The organism is Xenorhabdus sp. BG5, assembly GCF_015163665.1.
Classification (GTDB): Bacteria; Pseudomonadota; Gammaproteobacteria; order Enterobacterales; family Enterobacteriaceae; genus Xenorhabdus.
In genome coordinates this window covers 18757-40427 of record NZ_JADEUG010000022.1, presented here as the reverse complement: position 1 = coordinate 40427, position 21671 = coordinate 18757, and the positions used below count along the sequence as shown (strand labels likewise).

Genomic DNA, 21671 nt, shown 5'->3' with positions numbered 1-21671 from the left:
TTTTTGGAGAATAGACATGTCCCGAGTCTGCCAAGTTACTGGCAAGCGTCCGGTGAGTGGTAACAACCGCTCCCACGCATTAAATGCGACTAAGCGTCGTTTTCTGCCTAACCTGCACTCTCACCGTTTCTGGGTTGAGTCTGAGAAACGTTTTGTAACTCTGCGTGTATCTGCTAAAGGTATGCGTGTGATTGACAAAAAAGGCATCGACACAGTTCTGGCCGAACTGCGTGCCCGTGGTGAGAAGTACTAAGGAGCTGAAAAATGGCTAAAGGTATTCGCGATAAAATCAAGCTAGTTTCTTCCGCTGGTACAGGTCACTTCTATACCACTACGAAGAACAAGCGTACTATGCCTGAAAAACTGGAAATGAAAAAATTCGATCCAGTTGTTCGTCAGCATGTTATGTACAAAGAAGCTAAAATTAAATAATTTTAGTGGATTATAAAAAGCCCAGCATTATGCTGGGTTTTTTTATATCTGCTGATAATGCCGCTGTAGCTTATTTTAAATTGGACTATGCGTGTAGGCCCATGCATTGTTCAGTTATATACTCAATAAATTTCAAATTGCAATCCGTAAGACGAGGCGAGGCCTTATATTTCCCCGCTGCGCAGGGAAATATAACACGCATCTTGAAGTTGGATTGGTATACTACCGTTTTTTAATTATGAACCGTCAGGTGTAACGCTAAAATGGTTAGAAAGACCTTGAATATCTTACATACAGAATCATCGTGTGGTTGGGGAGGGCAGGAAATTCGTATTCTGACAGAGTCTCAAGGCATGATACAGCGCGGACACCATGTGGTTATCGTTTGTTGTCCAACTTCAACCCTTTACCGTGAAGCTCATCATTATGGTGTGCCTGTTGTTGCACTCCCAATTGAAAAAAAACGTCTTTCTTGTCTTCGGGCAATGCGTCATTGGCTAAAAACAGAAGGTCGCCAGTTCGATGTAATCAATACCCATAGTTCTACTGATTCTTGGCTGGTGGCTGCGGCATCTGCCACATTAAAAGGTATGCCTCCGATAGTCCGAACCCGCCATGTTTCGACTCATGTTTCACAATCCATTGCGACTCGTTGGCTGTATTTGCACGCTGGTCAGCATATTGTGACAACTGGGGAAAAACTACGCCAATATCTGCATGTGCATAATGATTATCCACTATCTCACATGACCTCGGTGCCGACAGGAATCGATTTGTCACGTTTTCATCCTGAAAGTAAGTCCTCAAGTCGTCAGCGTATTGGCATCAAAGACAAGCCAACACTGGGCATTGTTGCCACAATGAGAACGTGGAAAGGCCATCGTTACCTGCTTGATAGTTGGAAAATTCTCCATCAACGTTATCCTGATTGGCAATTGCTGTTTGTGGGAGATGGCCCCCAAAGAAAGAATTTAGAGCCGCGAGTTCAGCAGGAAGGGCTGACAGAGAGTGTCATCTTTCTTGGTAATCGCCAGGATGTCCCTGATTGCTTAAACGCCATGGATATCTTCGCTCTGCCTTCGTTTGGTAATGAAGGTGTACCTCAAGGCATTATGCAGGCAATGGCGTGTGGATTGCCTGTTGTCTCTACATCGGTGGGAGCGATTACAGAAGCTGTAATTGATGGCGATACAGGGTATATTATCGAACCTAAAAATGTCGAACAATTAACAGAAAAGTTAGATTTATTAATGCATAATGCAGGGCTACGTTTACAAATGGGAGAGGCTTCACTGCGACGGGCAACTCACTTATTTGGCATGGATAATATGTTAGAAAAAATGGAGTCTATTTTTTATTCCAGTATGGAAAACAAGCGGTAATATTTTGTTTATATTATTTTTATCTGTATTAGCAGAGTAATCTATGCTTTTTATTAACGATTTGAAATGTCATTAGCTTTATTTTTGTATGTCTATTGGGCTTATTAACTGTAAATAGAACAGTGATTCACTTTACTGTATAGTACCTTAAGTGCTCCAATCTTTGGATTAATAATTTAATATTCATTATTATGCAACCCCAAAATATTCTCATCATCAATATTGCCCGTTTTGGTGACACCTTACTAATAACTCCGGTTATTCGTGCCCTGAAAGAAAAGTGGCCGGAGGCAAATATTGATATATTTGTGCATAAAAAAACGAAAGAAATCCTTGAAAATATCGATTTAATTAATCAATTGAAAGATTTTTCAAAAGGTAAAGCTAAATGGTGTGGCTGGTTTTCTCGTCGGCACTATGATCTGGCATTAGTCTATGGCCAGGATAAATCCCTATTGCAGTATGCCAAACGTGTAGCAAATTTGGCCGTTTATTTTTCGGAAATATCGGGTAAAAAACCAAATGAGTATGCTATAGCAAGGCCTGGCGAACTTATGCCTGCCCAACAGGAAAGGGCGTTGTTAATCGATTCACTTGGGGTTGAAGTGAGTAATTGGCGTTTGCAGTATAATGTAAGCTTGTATGAAGCGGAATACGCCAGAGATTTTCTTCAACGGCAAGGAATAGAACGACAATTAAGAATTGGTTTTCAGTTACAGAGTTTTCCTGCAAAAGCTTATCGTGATTGGCCTGTAGAACATTTTTACGAATTAGCTCAACATATTTATCGCGATTATCCGCATGCGCATATTTTGCTGTTAGGCGGTAAAGATGGTGAAGATAGTGCACAAATGCTGGCTGAGAAATTGGGCACAAACAGATGCTCGTCATTGGCGGGTAAGACGACGATGCGGCAAAACGCGGCAATCATGAGTCAACTTAATTTGTATGTGGGCGTTGATACTGGAACAACTCATCTGGCTGGGGCCTTGGGAATACCAATGGTTGCTCTGTATCATAGTTTTCATCCAGGGCGTTTTCTCGCACCTCAGCAACATCCAAAATTAGTGGTCATTGAACATCCTGTAGATTATCGACAGGCAACGCGTCAAGATACAATGTCAGCAATATCGGTAGATCAAGTCTGGCATTCTGTTCAGTACTTGCTGAAAAATGAATGAAAGGATAATACACCCAATGAAGATAGGATTTATCGATGTTACTGTTACCATGTCGTACGGCGGCATTCAAACCGCTGTTTGGGAGTTAGCCAAGTCGCTGACAGATGCGGGGCATGAAGTCCATATTTTCAGTGGTACTGGCAATGTTCAGCCTGAATTAGGCGAAAGAAATATCTCTATTCATACTTTTCCATTTATTCCCAGAGAACGGGTGCTTAACATTGGACGTCGCTTCCAACGTATTGTTGAACGTTATTCTTTTGCCCGTCATGCCCGTGCAACAGTGATTGCTGAAAATTTTGATTGGGTCATATTAACCAAGCCTTTTGATTTTTTCTGGCCCAGAATGATGCCTGAAACATCTCGTACCCGGTTTTGTTATATGAGTGGTGGAACCAGTTTTTTTAAAGGGGATCGGGTATTAGGTAAAAAAATATCTGCATGGGTTGCATGTAGCCATTTTAATGCCTGGCAGATTCAGCATCATTTCAAGCAATTTCCGAGCGTCATCTATAATGGGGTAGATATCGATAAATTCAAACCATCTGGCTCGGATGTCCGAACTCGATTAGGTATCAATGAGAAAACGTTTCTGTTAACGTTTGCTGGCAGGTTGGTTGGTTGGAAAGGCATGAAAATCGCCATTGATGCAATGGATTTATTGCGGGACAAGGATGTAAAGTTATTGATTATTGGTGAAGGTGAGGATTTGAAATTGCTTAAAAAGCGAGTTTCTGCTTTGCAACTAGAAAAATCCGTCATTTTTCATCCTCCAGTTGGTCATGATCAATTACCTGAATTTTATGCGGCGGGTGATGCCGGTGTTTTCCCCAGTATTGGTGATGAGGCATTTGGTATTACTATTGCCGAAGCGATGGCATGTGGACGCCCTGTGATTGCCAGCTATATTGGCGGAATACCGGAAGTGGTTGGTAATGAAGGTAGTGCTGGTATTTTGGTGACACCGGGTGATGCTATGGCTATTGCGGAGGCGGTAAATCATCTTTTATCTTTGCCGGATAGAGGAGAAAAGATGGGGAAATCTGCCCGCCAGAGAATTGAAACGATGTACACTTGGGAACATTCTGCCAGCCGTTTATTGAACGCCATAAAAAATAATGAAAATTGCGTATATTGATCCTTATCCTGTACCTGATTATCGGGTTGCGTCACTACAAATTTTGCAGAATGTAGACGCTTTTGCTCGTCAGGGGCATCGTGTTTTCCTGATTACCCCAAAAGGCCAAAGCCAAGTTGAGGAAATTCTTGGAAGGTCATTGTCGCCTTCTGTGGAGCTAATCGCCCTGCACGATATACGTAGAAAATGGTATTTCCCGTTAAATACTCAGAAACTGTTTTATTTGCAGGTTTCGCGCTGGCTTAAAGAGCATCAAGTTGATGCCCTTTTTACCCGCAATATTAAAATGGCGAATTACCTGCTGTGTAATCATTCGGATATTCCTCATTTCTTTGAAAGCCATGAAGTATTTTCTCAGTCGTTTAGAGAATCCCATGATTTGCTCAATCGTAGAAACCAACGTAAGTATCATAAACTGAGAAAAATTGAACAGCAGGTTTATGCGGGTTCTAAGGTTGTTTTTGCCCTTACTTCACTATTACGAGAAGATATTTATAAGCAATACGGTGTCGAAACACCAATCGTTGTGGCTCCCGATGGGGTTGATATGTTGGCGGTTGAATCTGCGAAGCAGACGCTTGCTGGCAGCGAGCCCAACAGAGCTCTTCCTAAAAAGGTGCTTTATTTGGGTAGCTTACATCGTTGGAAAGGCCTCCCAACGGTAATGAAAGCCATGTCTTACCTGGATAACGTTGAACTGAACATTGCTGGTGGTACCACTGAACAAATTGAGCGATTGAAACAGATTGCTGAACAGATTGGTGTAAGTAATAAAATTAATTTCCTTGGTTTTGTCCAACCCAGAAAACGCTTTCAGGTTATTGCTGGCAGTGATATTTGTGTTCTGCCATTGACGAAAACCAGTATTGGCAGTCGCTATACCTCTCCTCTCAAGCTGTTTGAATATATGGCTATGGGTAAGCCTGTGGTTATTTCTGATTTCCCTTCCATTCGTGATGCCGTTGATGAAAACGCGGTAAATTTTGCTGATAGTGAAAATGCAGCGAGTTTTGCTGAACAAATTCAATGGCTGATTAATCATCCCGCTGAAATGATGGCGAAAGTTGACTATTCTCAACGGCTGGTTGCAGAACGTTTTAACTGGGATCAGCGTGCGGAGTTAATTATGGGCGTGATAGCGGAAAGATTGTCTTAGTGAGTCTCTTTCCCTGTTATCTCAATCAAATCTGGCTGCAAATGATACATGAAAACGGTATTGTAATCTGCTTAGATCCAATATTCTCAGAACAATATCGTAGATAATTTATTCAAGGAGTAGGTATGCCGGAGCTACCAGAGGTAGAAACCAGTCGCAGGGGGATTGAACCTCACTTGGTTGGTAATGTGATCCAATATGCTGAGGTCAGAAATGCACGTTTGCGTTGGCCTGTTTCCGAGCAAATCATGACGCTTTCAGACCGACCAGTGTTGAGTGTTCAACGGCGGGCAAAATACTTATTGCTTGAGTTGCCGGAGGGCTGGATTATTATCCACTTGGGAATGTCTGGCAGTTTGCGTGTCTTGTTGGATGCACAGCCTCCGGCAAAGCATGATCATGTTGATTTGGTTATGGCTGATGGCAAAATTCTCCGGTATACCGATCCCCGACGTTTTGGGGCGTGGTTATGGAGTGACAATCTCAAAGCGTGTTCCGTGCTGGCTCATTTAGGTCCTGAGCCTCTTTCTGAGCAGTTTGATGGCGAATACCTTTACACGGTTTCTCGCAACAAGAAAGCGGCTATCAAATCTTGGTTGATGGATAACAAAGTTGTTGTTGGTGTTGGGAATATCTATGCCAACGAAGCGTTGTTTGTTGCACATATCTTGCCTGAACGCCCCGTGCATTCATTAACGCAGCAAGAAGCTTATCTATTGGTCGATATAATCAAACAGATTTTACGTCGTTCCATTGAGCAAGGCGGAACGACACTGAAGGATTTTCTGCAATCTGATGGCAAACCGGGATATTTTGCTCAGGAGTTGTTTGTCTATGGCAAGAAAGGTGAACTTTGTCCTGTATGCGGTGAGAAAATCGAGTGTGTAAAATTGGGGCAACGCAGTACATTTTTCTGTCGTCAGTGCCAGCATTAAACACCGAATGGGGGCAGAGGATAATTGCCCCGCATAAGGTATTATTTACCCAGTTTCTTTAGCATTGCCTGTGAAACTGGCTCTGACAGGAAGGATGAAACGTCGCCATCATGGCGAGCAACATCCTTGATTAAGGATGATGAAACAAAAGACAGGGTTTGGGAAGGCAATAAAAAGACACTTTCCAGCTCAGGCATAAAATGTCGATTCATATTGGCAAGTTGCCATTCATATTCAAAATCGGAAACAGAACGAACTCCGCGGATTAAGATGTTAGCCTGCTGTTTTTTGGCAAAATTAACCATCAGTTCGCTAAACCCAACCACATCGACATTTTCCATATGAGCGGTGACTTCTTTTGCCAACGTGACACGCTCTTCCAAACTGAACAGGGGACTTTTTCTGTCACTATTGGCAATAGCCAGTAAAACATGGTCAAACATGTTTGCAGCACGAGTCACAATATCAAGATGACCGTAAGTGATTGGGTCAAAGGTGCCGGGATAAATCGCTTTTCTTTTCATCGTGGTTTTTACCCTTTGTTTGAGTCATTTCCCAAAGTGCAGCGTATTTGTTGAATGTATACTGGGCGTTTACAACTGCCAATATCAGGCCTTGCTTACCATCCAAAAAACCTGCCCTTAATAACCAGGTTTTGAAAAATGCGCCCAGCGTATGGCTTATTATAGAAAAATAACGGGTTTTTTTGCCTTGCTCGTAGCGATGCTTCGCCCAATCTCTTGCATAATTTAATTGTTTTTGCTGGAACTCCATCAGGTTACGGCAGGTCAAGTGACGCAGATCTCCCCTTAGCGTCACGATAGATACGCCTTGAATATCAAGGGATTCGTGAACCTGATTGTTGTTGTATTGGTAACGTTCACGGCAATAAAGGCGAATAACCCTATCAGGATACCAGCCACTGTGTTTCATGAATCGCCCCATAAATAGATTGAGGCGTGCGCAGCTATAGACTTTATTGTCATCAGGATTGGCCAGGACTTGTTCAATGGATGCTTTTAGTTCTGGTGTTACGCGTTCATCGGCATCAATCATAAAGATGTAATCACCGCTGGCATAGGATTGCGCGAGCTGCCGTTGCCGCCCGAAGCCAGGCCATTGGGTATTTGAGTAGACTTTAGCCCCCATTTCGCTGGCTGTTTGGCAAGTTGTATCGGTACTGCCGGAATCCAGGACGATGATTTCATCCGCCCAATTCACAGAAAGCAGACAATCTGCAATCACATCAGCGGCATTTTTGGTGATCATGACAACGGACAGGCGTTTTTTGGCAATCATCAATGTCTCCTTGGAGGGAGGTAAGGTTCCAGTAATTTTAGCAAGCGTTGAAGAGCACCTTGGTTTTCATGCAGGACTTCTGCGGCGTGGTGGCCGTAATAGCGTCGGTAATCTTCATCTGTCAGCAAGCTATTGATAGCTGAGCTTAATGATTGGCTATCCGTAACAGTAATCAATCCATCCGCTTTATGCAGCTTGGCACAAATATCTTTAAAGTTGAATGTGTGTGGGCCCATGATAACAGGAATGGCATGGGCAGCCGCTTCCAGCGGGTTATGTCCTCCGCGTTCTATCAGACTTCCTCCGACAAAAGCCAGATCAGCGATACCATACAGGAGCATTAATTCACCCATCGTATCGCCAATAACCACTTGCACATTAGTGTCAGGAATAGTGTTAGCACTGCGTAAGATCGCGTTTAATCCCGCTTTTTGGGTTAACTCAGCGGCTTTACCAAAACGTTCAGGATGGCGAGGCACTAGAATTAACAGCAGATCAGGAAATTGTTTAAGCAGCTTGCAATGTGCGTCCAGGATAATCGTCTCTTCCCCATCATGGGTACTGGTTGCTATCCATACAGGGCGGTGCGGTGCCCATTGGCGGCGCAATGTGACGGCTTTTGCTGCGAGTTCTGGTGTAACAGAAATATCGAACTTAAGGCTACCCGTTACAGAGAGTTGAGAGCGTCTTAATCCCAATTCGATAAAACGTTCACCATCTTCCTGATTTTGTGCGGCAATCAATGTGATTTTATTTAAAATGGTCTTAATAAAGTTGCCAATTTTCTGGTATCCCACTGCTGATCGGGTTGATAGCCTCGCATTGGCGATAACCAGCGGGATTTCCCGTTGGTGTAACTGAGTAATCAGGTTTGGCCATAGTTCAGTTTCCATAATGATCACTAGCTTGGGATTGACGTGATCAAGAAAACGGTTCATTGAGCCTGGCAGGTCATAGGGAAGGTATACATGGTTAACATCATTGCCCAGGGCAGACAGAACCCTTTCAGAACCTGTCGGTGTCATGGTTGTTATCGTAATGGGCAAAAAAGGGTAATGGTGCCGTAAGATCCGCACGAGTGGAATGGCAGCCAATGTTTCTCCAACAGAAACGGAATGCAGTAAGATCCCACCTGGTGCCACCTTTTTAGCGCAGAAGCCATAGCGTTCTCCCCAACGTTTGCGGTACGCAGGTGATTTGCGGCTGCGCAGCAGCAGACGTAACCAGATAATTGGTTGGATAAGGTAGAGAAGTACCTGATATAAGCGAAGCAACATTCTATCAAATTCACTGACATAGACTGCGGTTATAGTACCACATTGGCTTGAAGAAAGTGTGTAAATGCAGTTTCTCTTGAACTATAGTTTTGTGTTCTGTATGTTATTTTTCTATTAATTCAATATATTGCTTCTGTATATTGTTTGCCTCAAATTTTTCATACAGTTCATCTGTAATTTGTGGAGGCGTATTGTAAGCAAGCTGTATTTTTTCTGCCAAAGAATCTGCGTCTAGTTTAGACAGATAGTTTTTCAATTGATCTGTCATTATCTCTCTAACACCACCAGGGCAATCTGTACTGACAATAGGAATATGGCAAATTAATGCTTCGATTAATACCGTCGGTAATCCTTCACTGTCTGAACTTATCACAACCGCTCTTGCCTCATTGATAATGGGATGTGGATTGGAGTGGAAGCCAGCTAAAATGACTTTATCATTTAACCCGTACTCATCAATTTTTACTTTAAGGTGTTCTTCTATTTCTTTGGAACCTTGGCCTACGATAATTAGCTTGCATGGGAGATTTGCCTTTGCAAAGGCATCTATTAATCGGTCTTGGCGTTTTACTTGATGTAAGCGCCCAACATGCAAAATGTAATTCAACCCATGATAAGGATTGGTTTCTGATGCCTGTGCTTTTATTTTTTCAAAATCAAAGGGATTGTAGATGGTTTTTATCTGTTTTGGTTGTATCCCGATATTGCTCAGCAGATCATGACTAACGGCCTTGGAAACGCAGATAACCCTTTTGTTTTTATAAATTTTTCTTATTTTTTCTTTTTTAAGCCAATAAGAAAAGCCACTTTTATTGCTTAAGTAGGATTGAGAATAAATGCCGTGAATACAATGCCATACATTGCAATTTTTCAGTGCTTTGGATTTAACTACAATACGGTCAGTTTTATGTAGATTAGATATGACAAGTGCAGGTTTACCTTTTTGTTGAAAAAGCTTAAATAAAACTTTATCTATAGCTTTAGCCCTGCGGTTTATCTCATTGAGTTTTCTGAGTATCCCTCGATAGTCATCTGGGCTGACGATGTAATGAATATCTTCTGGGATGATGTAATCTAATTGAGTATTGAGTGAAAGTAATGAAATTTGGTAGTTTGATTTACTCAAACCAGCCGCAAGACGAAGGGTTACATTTTCAGCTCCTCCCCCAGGTAATCCATCAATAATAAAAAGGATATGTTCTTTCACTGTGTTAAAACTCGTTGATAAAGATTAATTAATTGTTTGGATAAATTTTCAGGTGTTGCTGCGATTATTTGGTTTCTGGCGGCAATAGACATATCGGTTCCGAATATGTTATCAGGAATGCCATAAACAGCATCCCTTAATTTTTCAATGTCTAATGCATCACAGATAAAACCATTCTTCCCTTCGGTGATGAATTCTGCCCCACCACATGTTGTGCTGGTAATGACGGGCAAACCACATGCCATAGCCTCAAGGATAACATTAGGAAATGGATCATATAGTGTCGGCAGTAGCAAAGCATTAGATAACTGGTAAAAGGGCAATGTATTTTTTTGTAACCCCATAAAACGGATGCGGTGGGTACATCCTAGCGTATTTGCAAGCGCCTGATATTTTTTCTGCTCTTTGTCTTTACCAATAACTAATAGATAGCTATCTGTCTTTGCGATGGCTTGGATTGCCGCAGATAAACCTTTTCGTTCAAAACCGGAACCAACAAAAACTAAGCACCTTGCCGTCGCAGGGACTTGATATTGTTGTCTCAGTTGTAGGCGGGCTTGCTCATCAGCAGGAAAAAACTTTGTATTATCAATTGAGTTATATATAACAGTGATTTTATCTTCGGCTACACCAAATTCTTCGATAATTTCCCTTTTTATCATTTTAGCGTTACAGATCACTTTTTTTAAGGCCGGATCTGCATACATTTCTGCCTCAGCATTCATAACATAGCGGTGATACCGATCATTTAACAACCAACGTGCTTTCCATGTTGGCAAGGTACGGGTTCTTTGATGTAACCAGCGCTTATGGACGCCATCTCCGGCCCGATAAATATCACAGCCAGCAATGCGTTCATGGCTTTGAACCAAATCAAATTGTGCTTTTTGCCATAATTTCCGTGCTGATTTGGCAAAACCGCTTTCGCGGCTAATTCTTCCATATTTAATGGGATCACACAGGTGGATATGCCAATTTGGGTTACTTGCACCTTGCCAAGAACGTGTAATGACATTCAGTTCAAGCTGTTGGTGCTCTAAGGCTTCCAGAGCCCTTGAAATAAAACGTTCAGCGCCTCCATCTGGACGATACTTTTGACGGACAATGGCTAAACGTAATGGTTTCATGAAATATATTTCCTTGCTGCTGAAATGACGGCATCTGTGGGTATCAGATCTAAATAGCGTTTGTTTGTACAAGTTTTTATATCATCTGGGTGTGGAATATTGCCATAATCGCCAGCCCAAATCACCTCACCAACCGATTGCCATGGTTTCCAAAATGTCAGTTTGGATGGACCGAACAATGCAATGCAGGGCGTGTTTAGGGCGGCGGCCATATGCATTGGTACTGAGTCTACGCCAATGAATAATTTAGCATGATCAATCAAAGCGGCAAGTTTGGGCAATGTTAACTTTCCCCCCAGAGAAAGGATGTTTTTTTTGTCATCAGGGCAGTGTGACAAGATGGTGGTTACCATTTCTAATTCCTTTTGGTCTGGTCCAGAGGTCATGATAATACTGTGTCCATCTTTTTGTAATGCAGTAACCACTTGCGCCATTTTTTTTTCATCCCAACACTTAAAAAACCATCGAGATGTAGGTTGAACAACAACGTATCTTTCTGAAAATCCATGCTTAGAGAGAGTTTGTTTTATCCATTTTAAATCGTCTTTACTATAACTCATTGTCACTTTTGTGATAATTGAATTAAATTGCAATGGCTTTAGAATAGAAAGATTTTGTTCTACTGTATGCAATGACTCATGGTTATCTGTTGGTATAACCTCAGTATGACATAAACGCCATTTCCAATTTTGTCGTTTAGGGAAACTAAGGGCCAGGCGGATAGGTGCACCGGTAAAACGCGAAATCAATGCACTTCTCCATTGGTCGGCAAGATTGATGACTAAATCATAATGTTGCCGTCTCAATGTCTTAAGCAGTGTCCACTCATGTAATAATTTCTTCCTTGTGCCCTGTTGCTTCCACGTGCGGTCTATGGAAAAAATACGGGAAATTTCTGCTGACTTTTCTAGCATCGGTGAGGTTTCTTGATAAAGGAGAACATCAATTTTTGCATCTGGATAGTGGAGAGTGAGTGTACTGATAACTGGTGTTATCAGTAACATATCTCCATGATGTTGTAGTTTAATTACCAGAATGCGTTTGATTTTATTATTTTTTGAGATCATTTGTTGGGTTCTTGTATATCGAGGTTATACGATGATCTTAATGTAAAAATCATAGCGTGGCATCTTAAGTACACCAACCAAGATTAGTGTTGTATGGAGTTTATGTTCAATCAGATAGATAATCAGTATTCTCTAATTGCGCTCTTTGTGCACTATGCGTACCATTAGGACAATTATTGTTGTCACATATTGGTATATATCAATGTCATTACCCGCTTTTATTATCACGATTGACACCGAAGGTGATGATCTATGGCAAAATAGTGGTCAGATCTCAACAAAAAACACGCATTATTTACCACGGTTTCAGAGTTTATGTGAGCGTTTTGGTTTCAAGCCTGTTTGGTTAACTAACTATGAAATGGCAATGGATGATAGCTATATTGAATTTGCCAAGGATGTGATTGCCAGAAATGTGGGTGAAATTGGTATGCATTTACATGCTTGGAATAATCCACCCATTGTTCCTCTCACTGACGATGATATGCGCTATAAGCCATATCTGATTGAGTATCCTAAAGATCAAATAAAAGCGAAAGTTAGTTTAATGACTCATCTTTTGGAAGATAAGCTCCAAACTAAGATGCTGAGCCATCGTGCTGGTCGCTGGGCATTTAATGAGTATTACGCTCAATTATTAGTAGAGTATGGATATCAGGTAGACTGTTCAGTTACACCAAAAGTTAATTGGAGCTTTACCAAGGGAGATCCTAATGGAAATGGGGGAACAGATTATAGCTGTTTTCCTGAGCAGGCTTATTTTATGGATTTGCAAGATATTTCCAAAGAAGGTGATTCATCGTTATTGCAAGTACCAATGAGTATTCAATATAAGCACTCTGCGGTTATGAACTTTATTAAGCAGAAATACGATCGATTGAGAGGAAAACAGCGTTCTCCATCGGTTAATTGGCTGAGACCAAAAGGTGGGAATTTGGCGCAAATGAAAGCTGTTATCCAACAAACTTTAACTAATGGTAGTGACTATGTTGAGTTTATGCTGCATTCGTCTGAGTTTATGCCGGGAGGGAGTCCAACGTTTAAGAGTGAAGAACAAATTGAACTGCTTTATCGGGATTTGGAAGAGCTGTTTGAGTTTTTGAAGCCACTGATGCAAGGGATGACGTTGGGGGAGTATTATCGAGTAAAATTGCTTAGAAACTAAATATAAAATGAGAGCCTGTATCTTATCTGAGAGTATAATCATTCTTTGAATATTATTTTTTGATAAAAATTAATCTATTTTGCGGTGTTTTTTAATATGTTGGATTTTTTGTTAAGTTTATACTTGTTATTATTAAAAAAATATAATTTCCCTATAAGAAAAATTATATTTTTATCCTTGTTTTGTTTTTTGGTGAACTTTTCTTTAGGATATGGTTTTAGACCTTTTTATGCTTTTTTATTGATGTTTATTCTTGTTCTATTAAATAAATTTAATTTTTTATTTAAGGCTGGTATTATATCTTTGTTGATAGTATCTTCGGTTTATTTCCCTATTGGATTGATTTATGGTCCTCCATCTTTTAATTCGGTATTGTCTTTGTATTATACAAATAAAAATGAAAGTTTTGAATTTATTAAGTCTATTCCTGTTTACTATTTTTTATCTAGTATTCTTGTCATAATTATTGGATTTTTAAATTTGAAGTTTCCATTAAAAATAGAAAGTAAAAGAATTATAGTTTTTTCTTATTTTATTATTTTTTTTGGGGTTTTTTATAACCCGATAAAGGTTTATGTTAAGGATGATAATTTTGATTTGTTATCAATTAGATTCCCACCTATAAGATTTTTCTGTGAAATATATTTGTCGAACCAAGAAGTAAAAAAACAATATGAAGAACAAAATAGAATATTAAATTTAGCTGATGATTGGAACCCATCAAGAAAAACTAATAACAAATATGATACTTATATCGTTGTTATTGGGGAGAGTGTCAGAAAAGATATGATGAACAGTTATGGTTTTCCCTTAGACAATACTCCTTTTATGAGTAAAACTAATGGAATATTATTTAATAATTATATTTCTGCTGCTTCTTCAACTGTATTATCATTAACAAACTCTTTCTCTCTTAAAGAAAATAATAATTTAAAAATAAATGATAATGTAGTATCGTTAGCAAATAAAAGTGGTTATTTTACTTATTGGCTTTCAAACCAAGGAATGTTAGGTATATATGATACAAGTATCAGTGCTATAGGTCAAAAGGCAAATTATTATTTCTTTTCCAACAAAGGAGAATATAATTATGTTAAATTATCTGATGACATTTTATTACCAAAAGTCATCAATGCGTTGAATGATAATAAAAAGAAGAAGGTAATTTTTGTTCATTTGATCGGTTCTCATGCGGATCATTGTGAAAGAACAAATGAAAAATATGATGAATTTTACTTAAATAAAGATATGTCGTGTTATATTCAAAGCATAAAAAATACGGATCTACTTTTGTCAAAAGTTTCTGATGCTGCTAATAAAAGTAATAGGAAATGGTCAATGATGTATTTTTCAGATCATGGTGTTTCTTTTTATAATGAAAAGTTAAGAGATAAAAGGTTAACTCACAGTGATAAATATAAACAAAATTATCAAGTTCCTTTCTTTATTACATCTTATGATAGTAGGTATAGAAGCTATGTTAATAAATTTATAAGTGGATTTGATTTTTTATCTATTTATTCAGAGTGGATAGGCGTAAGTGAAGCCAGAATCAATAGTAACTGTAAATATTTTTCTAATGATGACTGTGGTAAAGAAGTTAAAATTATTGATTTTGACAATAATTTAAAATATTATAATTCATTACCAGATGAAAAATAAATAGAATTAGCTTTTTTAGTAGTGATGATATTTTTGGTGCCTGAGATATATTAATGTTCTTCTGTTATCTCAGGCTAAAGTGGTGTTACTTTTTGATTTTATTTGTATTTTTAGTTGTGTATTTTTAGTTATGTGTTTTTATCAATTTGTGAAATTTTATTACATTTATTAAAATGTTTTAATTAAAATAACTATGAACATATTTAGTATTTATACTTTATGGCTTTCTTCCTTGATTTAAAAGGGAGAATTATTATATAAAATAAAAAGAGTGTATTATTGTTATGAGAAATCCTTTAGTTTCTATTATCATGCCAGCATTTAATGTTGAAAGCTTTATATTTAATGCGATTAATAGTGTTTTGAATCAGACATATAATAACATAGAAATAATAATTGTTAATGATGGCTCAACTGATAACACATTAAATGTTATAGAGAATATAGCAGATAAAAATAAGAATGTTATAGTGATATCTCAAATAAATAAAGGTATTTCTTCATCAAGAAACTTAGGATTAAGTAAAGCTACTGGTGAATATATTTCTTTTCTGGATAGTGATGATTCCATAGAACCTATTTTTATAGAGAGCATGTTGAAAAAAAATGTGGAGGAAAATAGTGATGTGGTTTTTTGTTTGAATAAAACAATTGATAAAAACAAAAATATAAAACTTTCTAAAAATTATGAAGATATAAATAAATTAGCTGTGAATTATTTGAATTTTGATTATTTCGATATCTGTTGCATGCTAATAAAGCGTAGATTCTTATTAGACAATAATTTGACTTTCGATGAAAAGTTGATAGTTGGTGAAGATGTATTATTTATTTTGATGTGTATAAATAAAACGAATTTTTATTGTGTCCCTAAACATCTATACAATTATGTTTATAGAGAATGTTCTATAATGAATAAAAAATGGGGAGAGGATGATTATATAAATGAAATTCAAGCGTGGGATACTATTTATCATAAAATGCATCTCGATTATCGTAAGAGCGATCGTAAACTTCTTATGGATAAAATAGGCACGAAAGTTTTAAGTCTTAAAGTGGCTTTTATGTGGAAATTACTTGCTTCTGGGAAAGTTAATGCGCTTTCAAATTTCATTTCAAGTTTTTCATATTATAATAAATACTCTGTTTTTCTTAGAAAAAAAGAATTATTTAAGTTAAGCTTGATAAGCTCAAAAAATAAAATTAAATGGTTTTTAACTCGATTTCTTCTTACAAAGAAAAAAGATATAATTTGATCAGATAAACTATCTGCATTGGTGTTATAATCGTTAATCTGATGACTTTCCGACTGTTCTTATGAAATCGAATATCACGCTGGCTGAACTTGAACGTATTACGCTACAACAACTGGCTTTGAATCATCCACACCGGGATATCCGTACGTGAAACGGGGTTACTCATGCTTGCCAGAGGTCTTAAACCCCGTCAGATCGCCGCTGAGATAGGATGCAGTCTCAGAGTTATCTATGACTGGGTTTACGTCTGGCACGATTCAGGGATAGCCGGATTGTTAGGTGGGCATGCCGGAGGCCGTTATCCCGCTATGACATCGGATATGATTGCCACGGCGGTTAACGTCGCCAGTGCGGAATCTCTGACGCTGGCCCGAATCGCACAGAAAGTCGAGGACAAGCATGGCCCGCTGCCCTGTACGCTTGAGACGTTGGCAAATACCCTGAAAAGACAGGGACTCACCTATAAACGTGCCCGTCTGTCTTTAAAATCTATGGTCACCCTCTTTTTTGCAACACTAATTTTTGATAACGGGTTGGCTTGCTTAAATCTATCCGGCGTCACGGTAGGCAAAAAGCCTGCGCCTTGATGAATTCCGCACCTGAAGTTCCTTAAAAAACGCCCGGCTTCAAAGAGCCATTTTTTAATTAGGTTTCTCATCAGGCCGGTAGGCCGTTTATGTCATCAATTATTAGTCTTCGCAAAACCTTGGGGAGCACTTTTAATGTATTTACAATGACGCTGGATTCAAGCGGCAAATACCGTGTGTTGCGTTGTGATGGCCCAGGCTATCCGGGCAAGTTTGTTAGCCAGTGCACAAGCCACAATATTTGAGTGTTTTCGTTCAAGCTGCTGCTTAACCCAGTCAGCCAGTTTTCCGTGCCTGTGCTCGATATGCTGCATCAATGATCGGGCACAGAGTACCAACAGTTGCCGGAGCATTTTATTACCTCGTTTACTGATACCGAGTAAGGTCGTCTTTCCCCCGGTACTGTACTGGCGGGGAACCAATCCCGTTGAGGCGACAAAATCCCGGCTGCAGGCATATTGCTTCCCATCGCCCAGTTGTGAGGAAAGTACACTCGCTGTGATGGGGCCGATACCCGGGATTGTCATCAGCCGCTGTCCGACATCATCCTGACTGATTTCTTGAGTCAGTGTAATTTCAATCTCGGTAATTTGCTCAACGAGATAGTGATAATGCGCCTGTAACCGCAGTAATATCTGCACCAGATAGGGCGGGAGTGTCTGTTCGGCCAAAACAGCAGAGAGACGTTTTATAACCGCCATTTCCTTGGGCATGCTGATACCAAACTCCAGTAGGAAAGCCTGCATTTGATTGGTCGTTTTGACTTTATCCCGGACGAATGATTCCCGGACACGATGCAGAGCACGCAGGGCTTGTTGGGTTTCCGTTTGGGCTGAACAAAACGCATTGAAGGTCGAGAGGCGGCTTCACAGATGGCCTCTGCATCAATAAAATCATTTTTGTTACTTTTGACGAAGGGACGGACAAACTGCGGCGAGATCAGTTTTGCCTCATGCCCTAAATCAGTGATCTGCCTTGCCATAAAATGTGCGCCAGCACAGGCCTCCATCACAACCGTCGCCGGAGTACAATCGGTTAAAAATTCCATCAATTTGGTTCGGGTAAATTTTTTACTTAGCAGGGCTTTCCCTGATTGCTCCTGACAATGGACATGGAAGGCGTGTTTGCAGAGATCGATGCCAATCAATGCGATGGTGTTCATAATGATAGCCTCTTATCAACGAAACGATAATACCCCTGAGAATATACTGTTTCAGGGTGGAGATGAGGGTGACCATTTCATTAAACGAAATGAGGCGGAGTTTGCTGAAAAAGCCGCTTTGCTGAATAAAATGAAGGTGGGCGCGCGGTCGGAGCATTATCGGCTGGTCTATCTTGATGAGGCGGGTTTTTACGCATCTCCACCGGTGCAATACGGATGGAGTCTCATGAAACCGTGCCGCAAAATCATGTCAGACGGTCAGTGTTGGGGGCGTTAAATTACACCAATAACACGCTGTTTTACCAGATAATATCTGGCAATGTCACGTGGGCTGTTGTCATTGATTTTTTAGAGCAGATCGCCCAACAAGGCGATGATCGACTGACATTTGTCGTGTTAGATAATGCGCGTATTCACCATGGGATAGAGAAAGAAACAGAACATCGCTGGTTACAGGAGCACAACCTGTTTTTACTTTATCTTCCCGTCTACTGTCCAGAACTGAATCTGATTGAAATCTTCTGGAGGCAGGCTAAATACCACTGGCGACGTTTTATCACTTGGACTCAGGAAACCATGGAATATGAGCTAAATACGTTATTGGCAGGTTATGGCGACAAATTTGCAATTAATTTCTCTTGAGGACTTATTTCGTTATTTTTGTGTAAAATAACACATTCGACATATTTTTGATTATTTTCAGATAAAATAAAGAGTACCTTTATGGAGATGCTTTCTATAGAAGCTACAAAAACACTTCTTTCAGGATGGAAAAAAAGCAATTTTGAACAATATAAAGAAGCTTATACTCTTTTTGGCGGATGTACATTAACACATCCCAATATTATCTCTTTTTTGGATAAACATCTTGATGGGCAGTTTTGCTTTTATATCAAAAAAACAGCATCTGGAGTTAAGGGTGCCTGTTTTTCTTTTAAAAACAAAAAGCTGATTGAAGAAATACAAACTGAATACCCAGTTTCATATGATGAAATTGTTTTCCCTATTGCAGCAGATGCAAAATTATTTTTACCTGTAAAATCAAAGAGATTATCTCAAATTCATAAAAATAATTTTATTAATGCCAGCTTCAACTCTCTATTGAGCAAAAGAAAAATTTGCCTAATCAAAGACAGTTTTTCTTACAAAACCCGCCGTAATCGTAGCAACGAGATCAACAAATTTAAGCGTGCAGGAGGAGAAATCCGCCCTTCAAGTGAATTCAGCGCAGAAGAGTTGGTGGATATTTATATCGATCTATACCAAAAACGTTGGAATTATAGCCATTCTGAAGAGCAGAAAAAACATCTCCTTGAAATATACACTGAGCTTCGTGAGCATATATTTGGCAATGTATTATTGATTGACGGTAAACCTTGTGCTTACGATTTTGTCTTGTGGGCGGAAAGCCCCAAATGGATTTCCTTTGATGCCATTAATGGTGGTTATGATTCTGAATATGCTCATCTCAGCGTTGGCAGTATCTTGATGTGGGTGAATACCCAAGAGGCAAAGGCACTATGTCAACAGCGAGACAAAACCATGCGTTATTCATTGGGTAATCCTACTCTTGAATACAAAAATCGTTGGTGTGAAACTTTACAGCTAGGAAAGTTGTTATTTTAGTACTTTCTGTAAGAGCAGCATAACGTCCCCTGAAGTAACACCTTGCATCGTATTATCTGCCGATTTCAAAGGATGCTGCTCTTTACCATATCCACCGATTAAACCAGGATCAGTCGGCCCAAATAGCGTAATATTGGGTCGATCAAGTGCCGCTGTCAAATGGCTTAATCCTGTATCAACTGAAACTACGGCTTGTGCTCCCGCAATAACATGTGCAACTTCAGCCAGTGTCAGTTTTGGCAGAACATCAACATGGGAAAACCCTTCCGCTAGCCTTAATGCCCGTTGATATTCATGCTCAGCGCCCCAAGGCAATTTAATGTGCATACCCGTTGTCTGGATATCTGCGATAAGCTGCCGCCAATGATTTTCAGGCCAATGTTTTTCATCGCGTGTTGTTGCATGGAGGAAAACGAGATAGTTATTTTGGCCATTGGTTTGTTGGTACAAAAAATGGCGGGCGATGGCGTAATCACCTTGCTCTGACGGTTTTTTATAGCCCAAACTATCAGCAAATAAAGCCCGAGTGCGTTCAACCGCGTGTTGTTGCTTGCTGACAGCATGACTATGATCGTAGAAGAAGCTGGCGATGGGTTCACGGATGCTTTTTCGATCGTAACCATGTTTTGGGCCATGCGCTAATCGGGTTACTAAAAAAGCACTTTTTAACAGACCTTGCGCATCAATGATGGCGTCATATTGGTGTTGTTGTAGTTGTTGCCGAAATCGTGCCCGTTCTTCACGAATATCTTTTCTGAACCAATTTTTGCGCCAGCGGCGAATAGCTACGGGGATCACATTTTCGACCGCATCGTGCCAGGTTGGAATTTGAGCAAATCCTTCTTCCACTACCCAATCAAATTGAATGTCAGGAAGCTGTTGTTTTGCATCCGTTAATGCTGGCAGAGTATGTAACACATCCCCCATCGAAGATGTTTTTACCAATAAAACACGCATTAATTTTGGCTCTCCGCCTGTAGCAGTTTTTCTAATGAAGATAGAACTCTTTCAGGTTGAATGTCGATCAGGCTTTGGTGATAGCCACCATCGCTGTCGCCTTTTCTGATTTTGTGATAGCCCGTAATCAGGCGGATCACTTCGGCCTTATTTGATAATGGCGGGGTAAAATCTGGGCTACTTGGCCCATATAATGCCACCAGAGGACGGTTTAAGGCCGCCGCTATATGCATCAAACCTGAGTCGTTTGTGACGATGGCATCACACGCTGCGATGACATTTACCGCTTGTTCAAGCGAGGTTTTGCCTGCCAGATTGAGACAATCTTCGCGGGCATCTTCGCTTAACAGTGCTCGAATATCTTCACCTGCCTGATGATCTTTGTCAGAACCAAACAGTAAGACTTGATAACCTTTTTGAGTAATTAACTGTTCAGCAAGAGCAGCATAGTGATAATGTGGCCAGCGTTTGGCTGGGCCGAATTCGGCACCAGGGCAGAAGCCAATAATAGGGCGGTGATCGGAGATATTGAAGGCTGAGGTTGATTCTGCAATATCTTCGTCATTGACATTTAATCGCGGCCATAACAAAGGTTGTGGAAGGTCATCGGCGCTACGCATGTTTTTCTCTTCATACGCGAGAGCGGCATAACGTTGAACCATGAGTGGAAAAGCGCTCTTATTCAGAACCCGGATATCATTCAGCAGCCCGTAACGCATCTCACCGCGCCAGCCTGTCCGTTGCGGGATATTGGCGAAGAAAGGGACCAGCGCAGATTTGAATGAGTTGGGCAATACATAAGCACGATCATATCTATTTTCACGCAATGCCAGCCCAAGGCGTCGGCGCTCACCCAAGGCCAGGGCACCATGACCAAGCGGCATGGCTAATGCTTGATGCACTTCAGGCATTTTTGCCAGTAATGGACGACACCATGCGGGTGCCATCACATCAATTTCTGCATTGGGGTACAAAGCTTTCAACGTACGGTAGAGGCTTTGCGACATCATCATGTCACCCACCCATGATGGACCGATCACCAATATCTTCATAGA

The 21671-nt window shown here is 40.1% G+C and carries 21 protein-coding genes and 1 pseudogene; 13 read left to right on the top strand and 9 right to left on the bottom strand.

Annotated features, from left to right (window positions below; all coding sequences use genetic code 11):
* The first annotated feature begins 16 nt into the window (after nucleotides 1–16).
* The 7 genes from rpmB to mutM all read left to right on the top strand — a co-directional run bounded on the left by rpmB (nucleotide 17) and on the right by mutM (nucleotide 6224).
* A complete protein-coding gene (rpmB, locus tag IQ209_RS12325) occupies nucleotides 17–253 on the top strand; it encodes a 50S ribosomal protein L28 (protein ID WP_038239873.1) in 237 nt (78 codons plus the stop codon).
* Nucleotides 254–264: 11 nt separating this feature from the next.
* On the top strand, nucleotides 265–432 hold the full coding sequence (rpmG, locus tag IQ209_RS12320; protein WP_010847629.1) for a 50S ribosomal protein L33: 168 nt from the start codon (nucleotides 265–267) through the stop codon (nucleotides 430–432).
* 263 nt (nucleotides 433–695) lie between these two features.
* On the top strand, nucleotides 696–1814 hold the full coding sequence (locus IQ209_RS12315) for a glycosyltransferase family 4 protein (RefSeq protein ID WP_193851579.1): 1119 nt from the start codon (nucleotides 696–698) through the stop codon (nucleotides 1812–1814).
* Nucleotides 1815–2005: 191 nt separating this feature from the next.
* Nucleotides 2006–2995 carry a glycosyltransferase family 9 protein gene (locus tag IQ209_RS12310; protein WP_193851578.1) on the top strand — a complete coding sequence of 330 codons (990 nt, stop codon included), beginning with the start codon at nucleotides 2006–2008 and terminating at the stop codon, nucleotides 2993–2995.
* Nucleotides 2996–3011: 16 nt separating this feature from the next.
* Nucleotides 3012–4133 (top strand): glycosyltransferase family 4 protein, encoded by a 1122-nt coding sequence (locus tag IQ209_RS12305; protein WP_193851577.1) that lies wholly within the window; start codon nucleotides 3012–3014, stop codon nucleotides 4131–4133.
* A complete protein-coding gene (locus IQ209_RS12300; protein ID WP_193851576.1) occupies nucleotides 4114–5289 on the top strand; it encodes a glycosyltransferase family 4 protein in 1176 nt (391 codons plus the stop codon). Before IQ209_RS12305 ends, IQ209_RS12300 begins: the two co-directional genes overlap by 20 nt.
* 125 nt (nucleotides 5290–5414) lie before the next feature.
* Nucleotides 5415–6224, top strand: coding sequence for a bifunctional DNA-formamidopyrimidine glycosylase/DNA-(apurinic or apyrimidinic site) lyase (mutM, locus tag IQ209_RS12295; RefSeq protein ID WP_193851575.1), 810 nt, complete (start codon nucleotides 5415–5417; stop codon nucleotides 6222–6224).
* Between the two features lie 41 nt (nucleotides 6225–6265).
* Here the strand turns inward: mutM and coaD are convergent, their stop codons facing one another.
* The 6 genes from coaD to rfaQ all read right to left on the bottom strand — a co-directional run bounded on the left by coaD (nucleotide 6266) and on the right by rfaQ (nucleotide 12201).
* Entirely contained in the window at nucleotides 6266–6748 is a 483-nt protein-coding gene (gene coaD, locus IQ209_RS12290) for a pantetheine-phosphate adenylyltransferase (protein WP_193851574.1), read from the bottom strand.
* The gene (locus IQ209_RS12285) at nucleotides 6714–7523 is read right to left on the bottom strand and encodes a glycosyltransferase family 2 protein (RefSeq protein WP_193851573.1); all 810 of its coding nucleotides are present in this window, start codon (nucleotides 7521–7523) and stop codon (nucleotides 6714–6716) included. The genes coaD and IQ209_RS12285 overlap by 35 nt, the downstream gene beginning before the upstream one ends.
* Nucleotides 7523–8800 carry a lipid IV(A) 3-deoxy-D-manno-octulosonic acid transferase gene (waaA, locus tag IQ209_RS12280; protein WP_193851572.1) on the bottom strand — a complete coding sequence of 426 codons (1278 nt, stop codon included), beginning with the start codon at nucleotides 8798–8800 and terminating at the stop codon, nucleotides 7523–7525. The genes IQ209_RS12285 and waaA overlap by 1 nt, the downstream gene beginning before the upstream one ends.
* Nucleotides 8801–8903: 103 nt before the next feature.
* Nucleotides 8904–10007, bottom strand: coding sequence for a glycosyltransferase (locus IQ209_RS12275; protein WP_193851571.1), 1104 nt, complete (start codon nucleotides 10005–10007; stop codon nucleotides 8904–8906).
* The gene (locus IQ209_RS12270; protein WP_193851570.1) at nucleotides 10004–11134 is read right to left on the bottom strand and encodes a glycosyltransferase family 4 protein; all 1131 of its coding nucleotides are present in this window, start codon (nucleotides 11132–11134) and stop codon (nucleotides 10004–10006) included. The genes IQ209_RS12275 and IQ209_RS12270 overlap by 4 nt, the downstream gene beginning before the upstream one ends.
* Nucleotides 11131–12201, bottom strand: coding sequence for a putative lipopolysaccharide heptosyltransferase III (rfaQ, locus tag IQ209_RS12265; protein WP_193851569.1), 1071 nt, complete (start codon nucleotides 12199–12201; stop codon nucleotides 11131–11133). The genes IQ209_RS12270 and rfaQ overlap by 4 nt, the downstream gene beginning before the upstream one ends.
* Before the next feature lie 202 nt (nucleotides 12202–12403).
* Between rfaQ and IQ209_RS12260 the strand changes: the two genes are divergently transcribed.
* From IQ209_RS12260 to IQ209_RS12245, 4 genes are all read left to right on the top strand, one after another.
* Nucleotides 12404–13366 (top strand): polysaccharide deacetylase family protein, encoded by a 963-nt coding sequence (locus IQ209_RS12260; protein WP_193851568.1) that lies wholly within the window; start codon nucleotides 12404–12406, stop codon nucleotides 13364–13366.
* Nucleotides 13367–13462: 96 nt separating this feature from the next.
* The gene (locus IQ209_RS12255; RefSeq protein ID WP_193851567.1) at nucleotides 13463–15028 is read left to right on the top strand and encodes a phosphoethanolamine transferase; all 1566 of its coding nucleotides are present in this window, start codon (nucleotides 13463–13465) and stop codon (nucleotides 15026–15028) included.
* 284 nt (nucleotides 15029–15312) lie between these two features.
* The gene (locus tag IQ209_RS12250) at nucleotides 15313–16284 is read left to right on the top strand and encodes a glycosyltransferase family 2 protein (RefSeq protein ID WP_193851566.1); all 972 of its coding nucleotides are present in this window, start codon (nucleotides 15313–15315) and stop codon (nucleotides 16282–16284) included.
* A gap of 164 nt (nucleotides 16285–16448) precedes the next feature.
* Nucleotides 16449–16871, top strand: coding sequence for a helix-turn-helix domain-containing protein (locus IQ209_RS12245; RefSeq protein ID WP_228005862.1), 423 nt, complete (start codon nucleotides 16449–16451; stop codon nucleotides 16869–16871).
* 158 nt (nucleotides 16872–17029) lie between these two features.
* Here IQ209_RS12245 and IQ209_RS12240 read toward each other — a convergent pair.
* A pseudogene (locus IQ209_RS12240) lies at nucleotides 17030–18033 on the bottom strand (IS110 family transposase).
* A 216-nt stretch (nucleotides 18034–18249) separates the two neighbouring features.
* Between IQ209_RS12240 and IQ209_RS12235 the strand changes: the two are divergent.
* Both IQ209_RS12235 and IQ209_RS12230 read left to right on the top strand, forming a co-directional pair.
* The gene (locus IQ209_RS12235; protein WP_193851565.1) at nucleotides 18250–18675 is read left to right on the top strand and encodes a transposase; all 426 of its coding nucleotides are present in this window, start codon (nucleotides 18250–18252) and stop codon (nucleotides 18673–18675) included.
* A gap of 81 nt (nucleotides 18676–18756) precedes the next feature.
* A complete protein-coding gene (locus IQ209_RS12230) occupies nucleotides 18757–19659 on the top strand; it encodes a GNAT family N-acetyltransferase (RefSeq protein ID WP_228005861.1) in 903 nt (300 codons plus the stop codon).
* Here IQ209_RS12230 and rfaC read toward each other — a convergent pair.
* Nucleotides 19651–20616, bottom strand: coding sequence for a lipopolysaccharide heptosyltransferase RfaC (gene rfaC / locus IQ209_RS12225; RefSeq protein WP_193851564.1), 966 nt, complete (start codon nucleotides 20614–20616; stop codon nucleotides 19651–19653). The two genes, IQ209_RS12230 and rfaC, sit on opposite strands and share 9 nt — an antisense overlap.
* Nucleotides 20616–21668, bottom strand: a complete 1053-nt coding sequence (gene rfaF / locus IQ209_RS12220) for an ADP-heptose--LPS heptosyltransferase RfaF (protein ID WP_193851563.1) — start codon at nucleotides 21666–21668, stop codon at nucleotides 20616–20618. Before rfaF ends, rfaC begins: the two co-directional genes overlap by 1 nt.
* Nucleotides 21669–21671 lie beyond the last annotated feature (3 nt).

Coding starts and splice junctions, on each gene's coding strand:
- rpmB (WP_038239873.1), top strand. CDS start 17: ATGTCCCGAGTCTGCCAAGTTACTGGCAAGCGTCCGGTGAGTGGTAAC.
- rpmG (WP_010847629.1), top strand. CDS start 265: ATGGCTAAAGGTATTCGCGATAAAATCAAGCTAGTTTCTTCCGCTGGT.
- IQ209_RS12315 (WP_193851579.1), top strand. CDS start 696: ATGGTTAGAAAGACCTTGAATATCTTACATACAGAATCATCGTGTGGT.
- IQ209_RS12310 (WP_193851578.1), top strand. CDS start 2,006: ATGCAACCCCAAAATATTCTCATCATCAATATTGCCCGTTTTGGTGAC.
- IQ209_RS12305 (WP_193851577.1), top strand. CDS start 3,012: ATGAAGATAGGATTTATCGATGTTACTGTTACCATGTCGTACGGCGGC.
- IQ209_RS12300 (WP_193851576.1), top strand. CDS start 4,114: ATGAAAATTGCGTATATTGATCCTTATCCTGTACCTGATTATCGGGTT.
- mutM (WP_193851575.1), top strand. CDS start 5,415: ATGCCGGAGCTACCAGAGGTAGAAACCAGTCGCAGGGGGATTGAACCT.
- coaD (WP_193851574.1), bottom strand. CDS start 6,748: ATGAAAAGAAAAGCGATTTATCCCGGCACCTTTGACCCAATCACTTAC.
- IQ209_RS12285 (WP_193851573.1), bottom strand. CDS start 7,523: ATGATTGCCAAAAAACGCCTGTCCGTTGTCATGATCACCAAAAATGCC.
- waaA (WP_193851572.1), bottom strand. CDS start 8,800: ATGTTGCTTCGCTTATATCAGGTACTTCTCTACCTTATCCAACCAATT.
- IQ209_RS12270 (WP_193851570.1), bottom strand. CDS start 11,134: ATGAAACCATTACGTTTAGCCATTGTCCGTCAAAAGTATCGTCCAGAT.
- rfaQ (WP_193851569.1), bottom strand. CDS start 12,201: ATGATCTCAAAAAATAATAAAATCAAACGCATTCTGGTAATTAAACTA.
- IQ209_RS12260 (WP_193851568.1), top strand. CDS start 12,404: ATGTCATTACCCGCTTTTATTATCACGATTGACACCGAAGGTGATGAT.
- IQ209_RS12255 (WP_193851567.1), top strand. CDS start 13,463: ATGTTGGATTTTTTGTTAAGTTTATACTTGTTATTATTAAAAAAATAT.
- IQ209_RS12250 (WP_193851566.1), top strand. CDS start 15,313: ATGAGAAATCCTTTAGTTTCTATTATCATGCCAGCATTTAATGTTGAA.
- IQ209_RS12245 (WP_228005862.1), top strand. CDS start 16,449: ATGCTTGCCAGAGGTCTTAAACCCCGTCAGATCGCCGCTGAGATAGGA.
- IQ209_RS12235 (WP_193851565.1), top strand. CDS start 18,250: ATGGAGTCTCATGAAACCGTGCCGCAAAATCATGTCAGACGGTCAGTG.
- IQ209_RS12230 (WP_228005861.1), top strand. CDS start 18,757: ATGGAGATGCTTTCTATAGAAGCTACAAAAACACTTCTTTCAGGATGG.
- rfaC (WP_193851564.1), bottom strand. CDS start 20,616: ATGCGTGTTTTATTGGTAAAAACATCTTCGATGGGGGATGTGTTACAT.
- rfaF (WP_193851563.1), bottom strand. CDS start 21,668: ATGAAGATATTGGTGATCGGTCCATCATGGGTGGGTGACATGATGATG.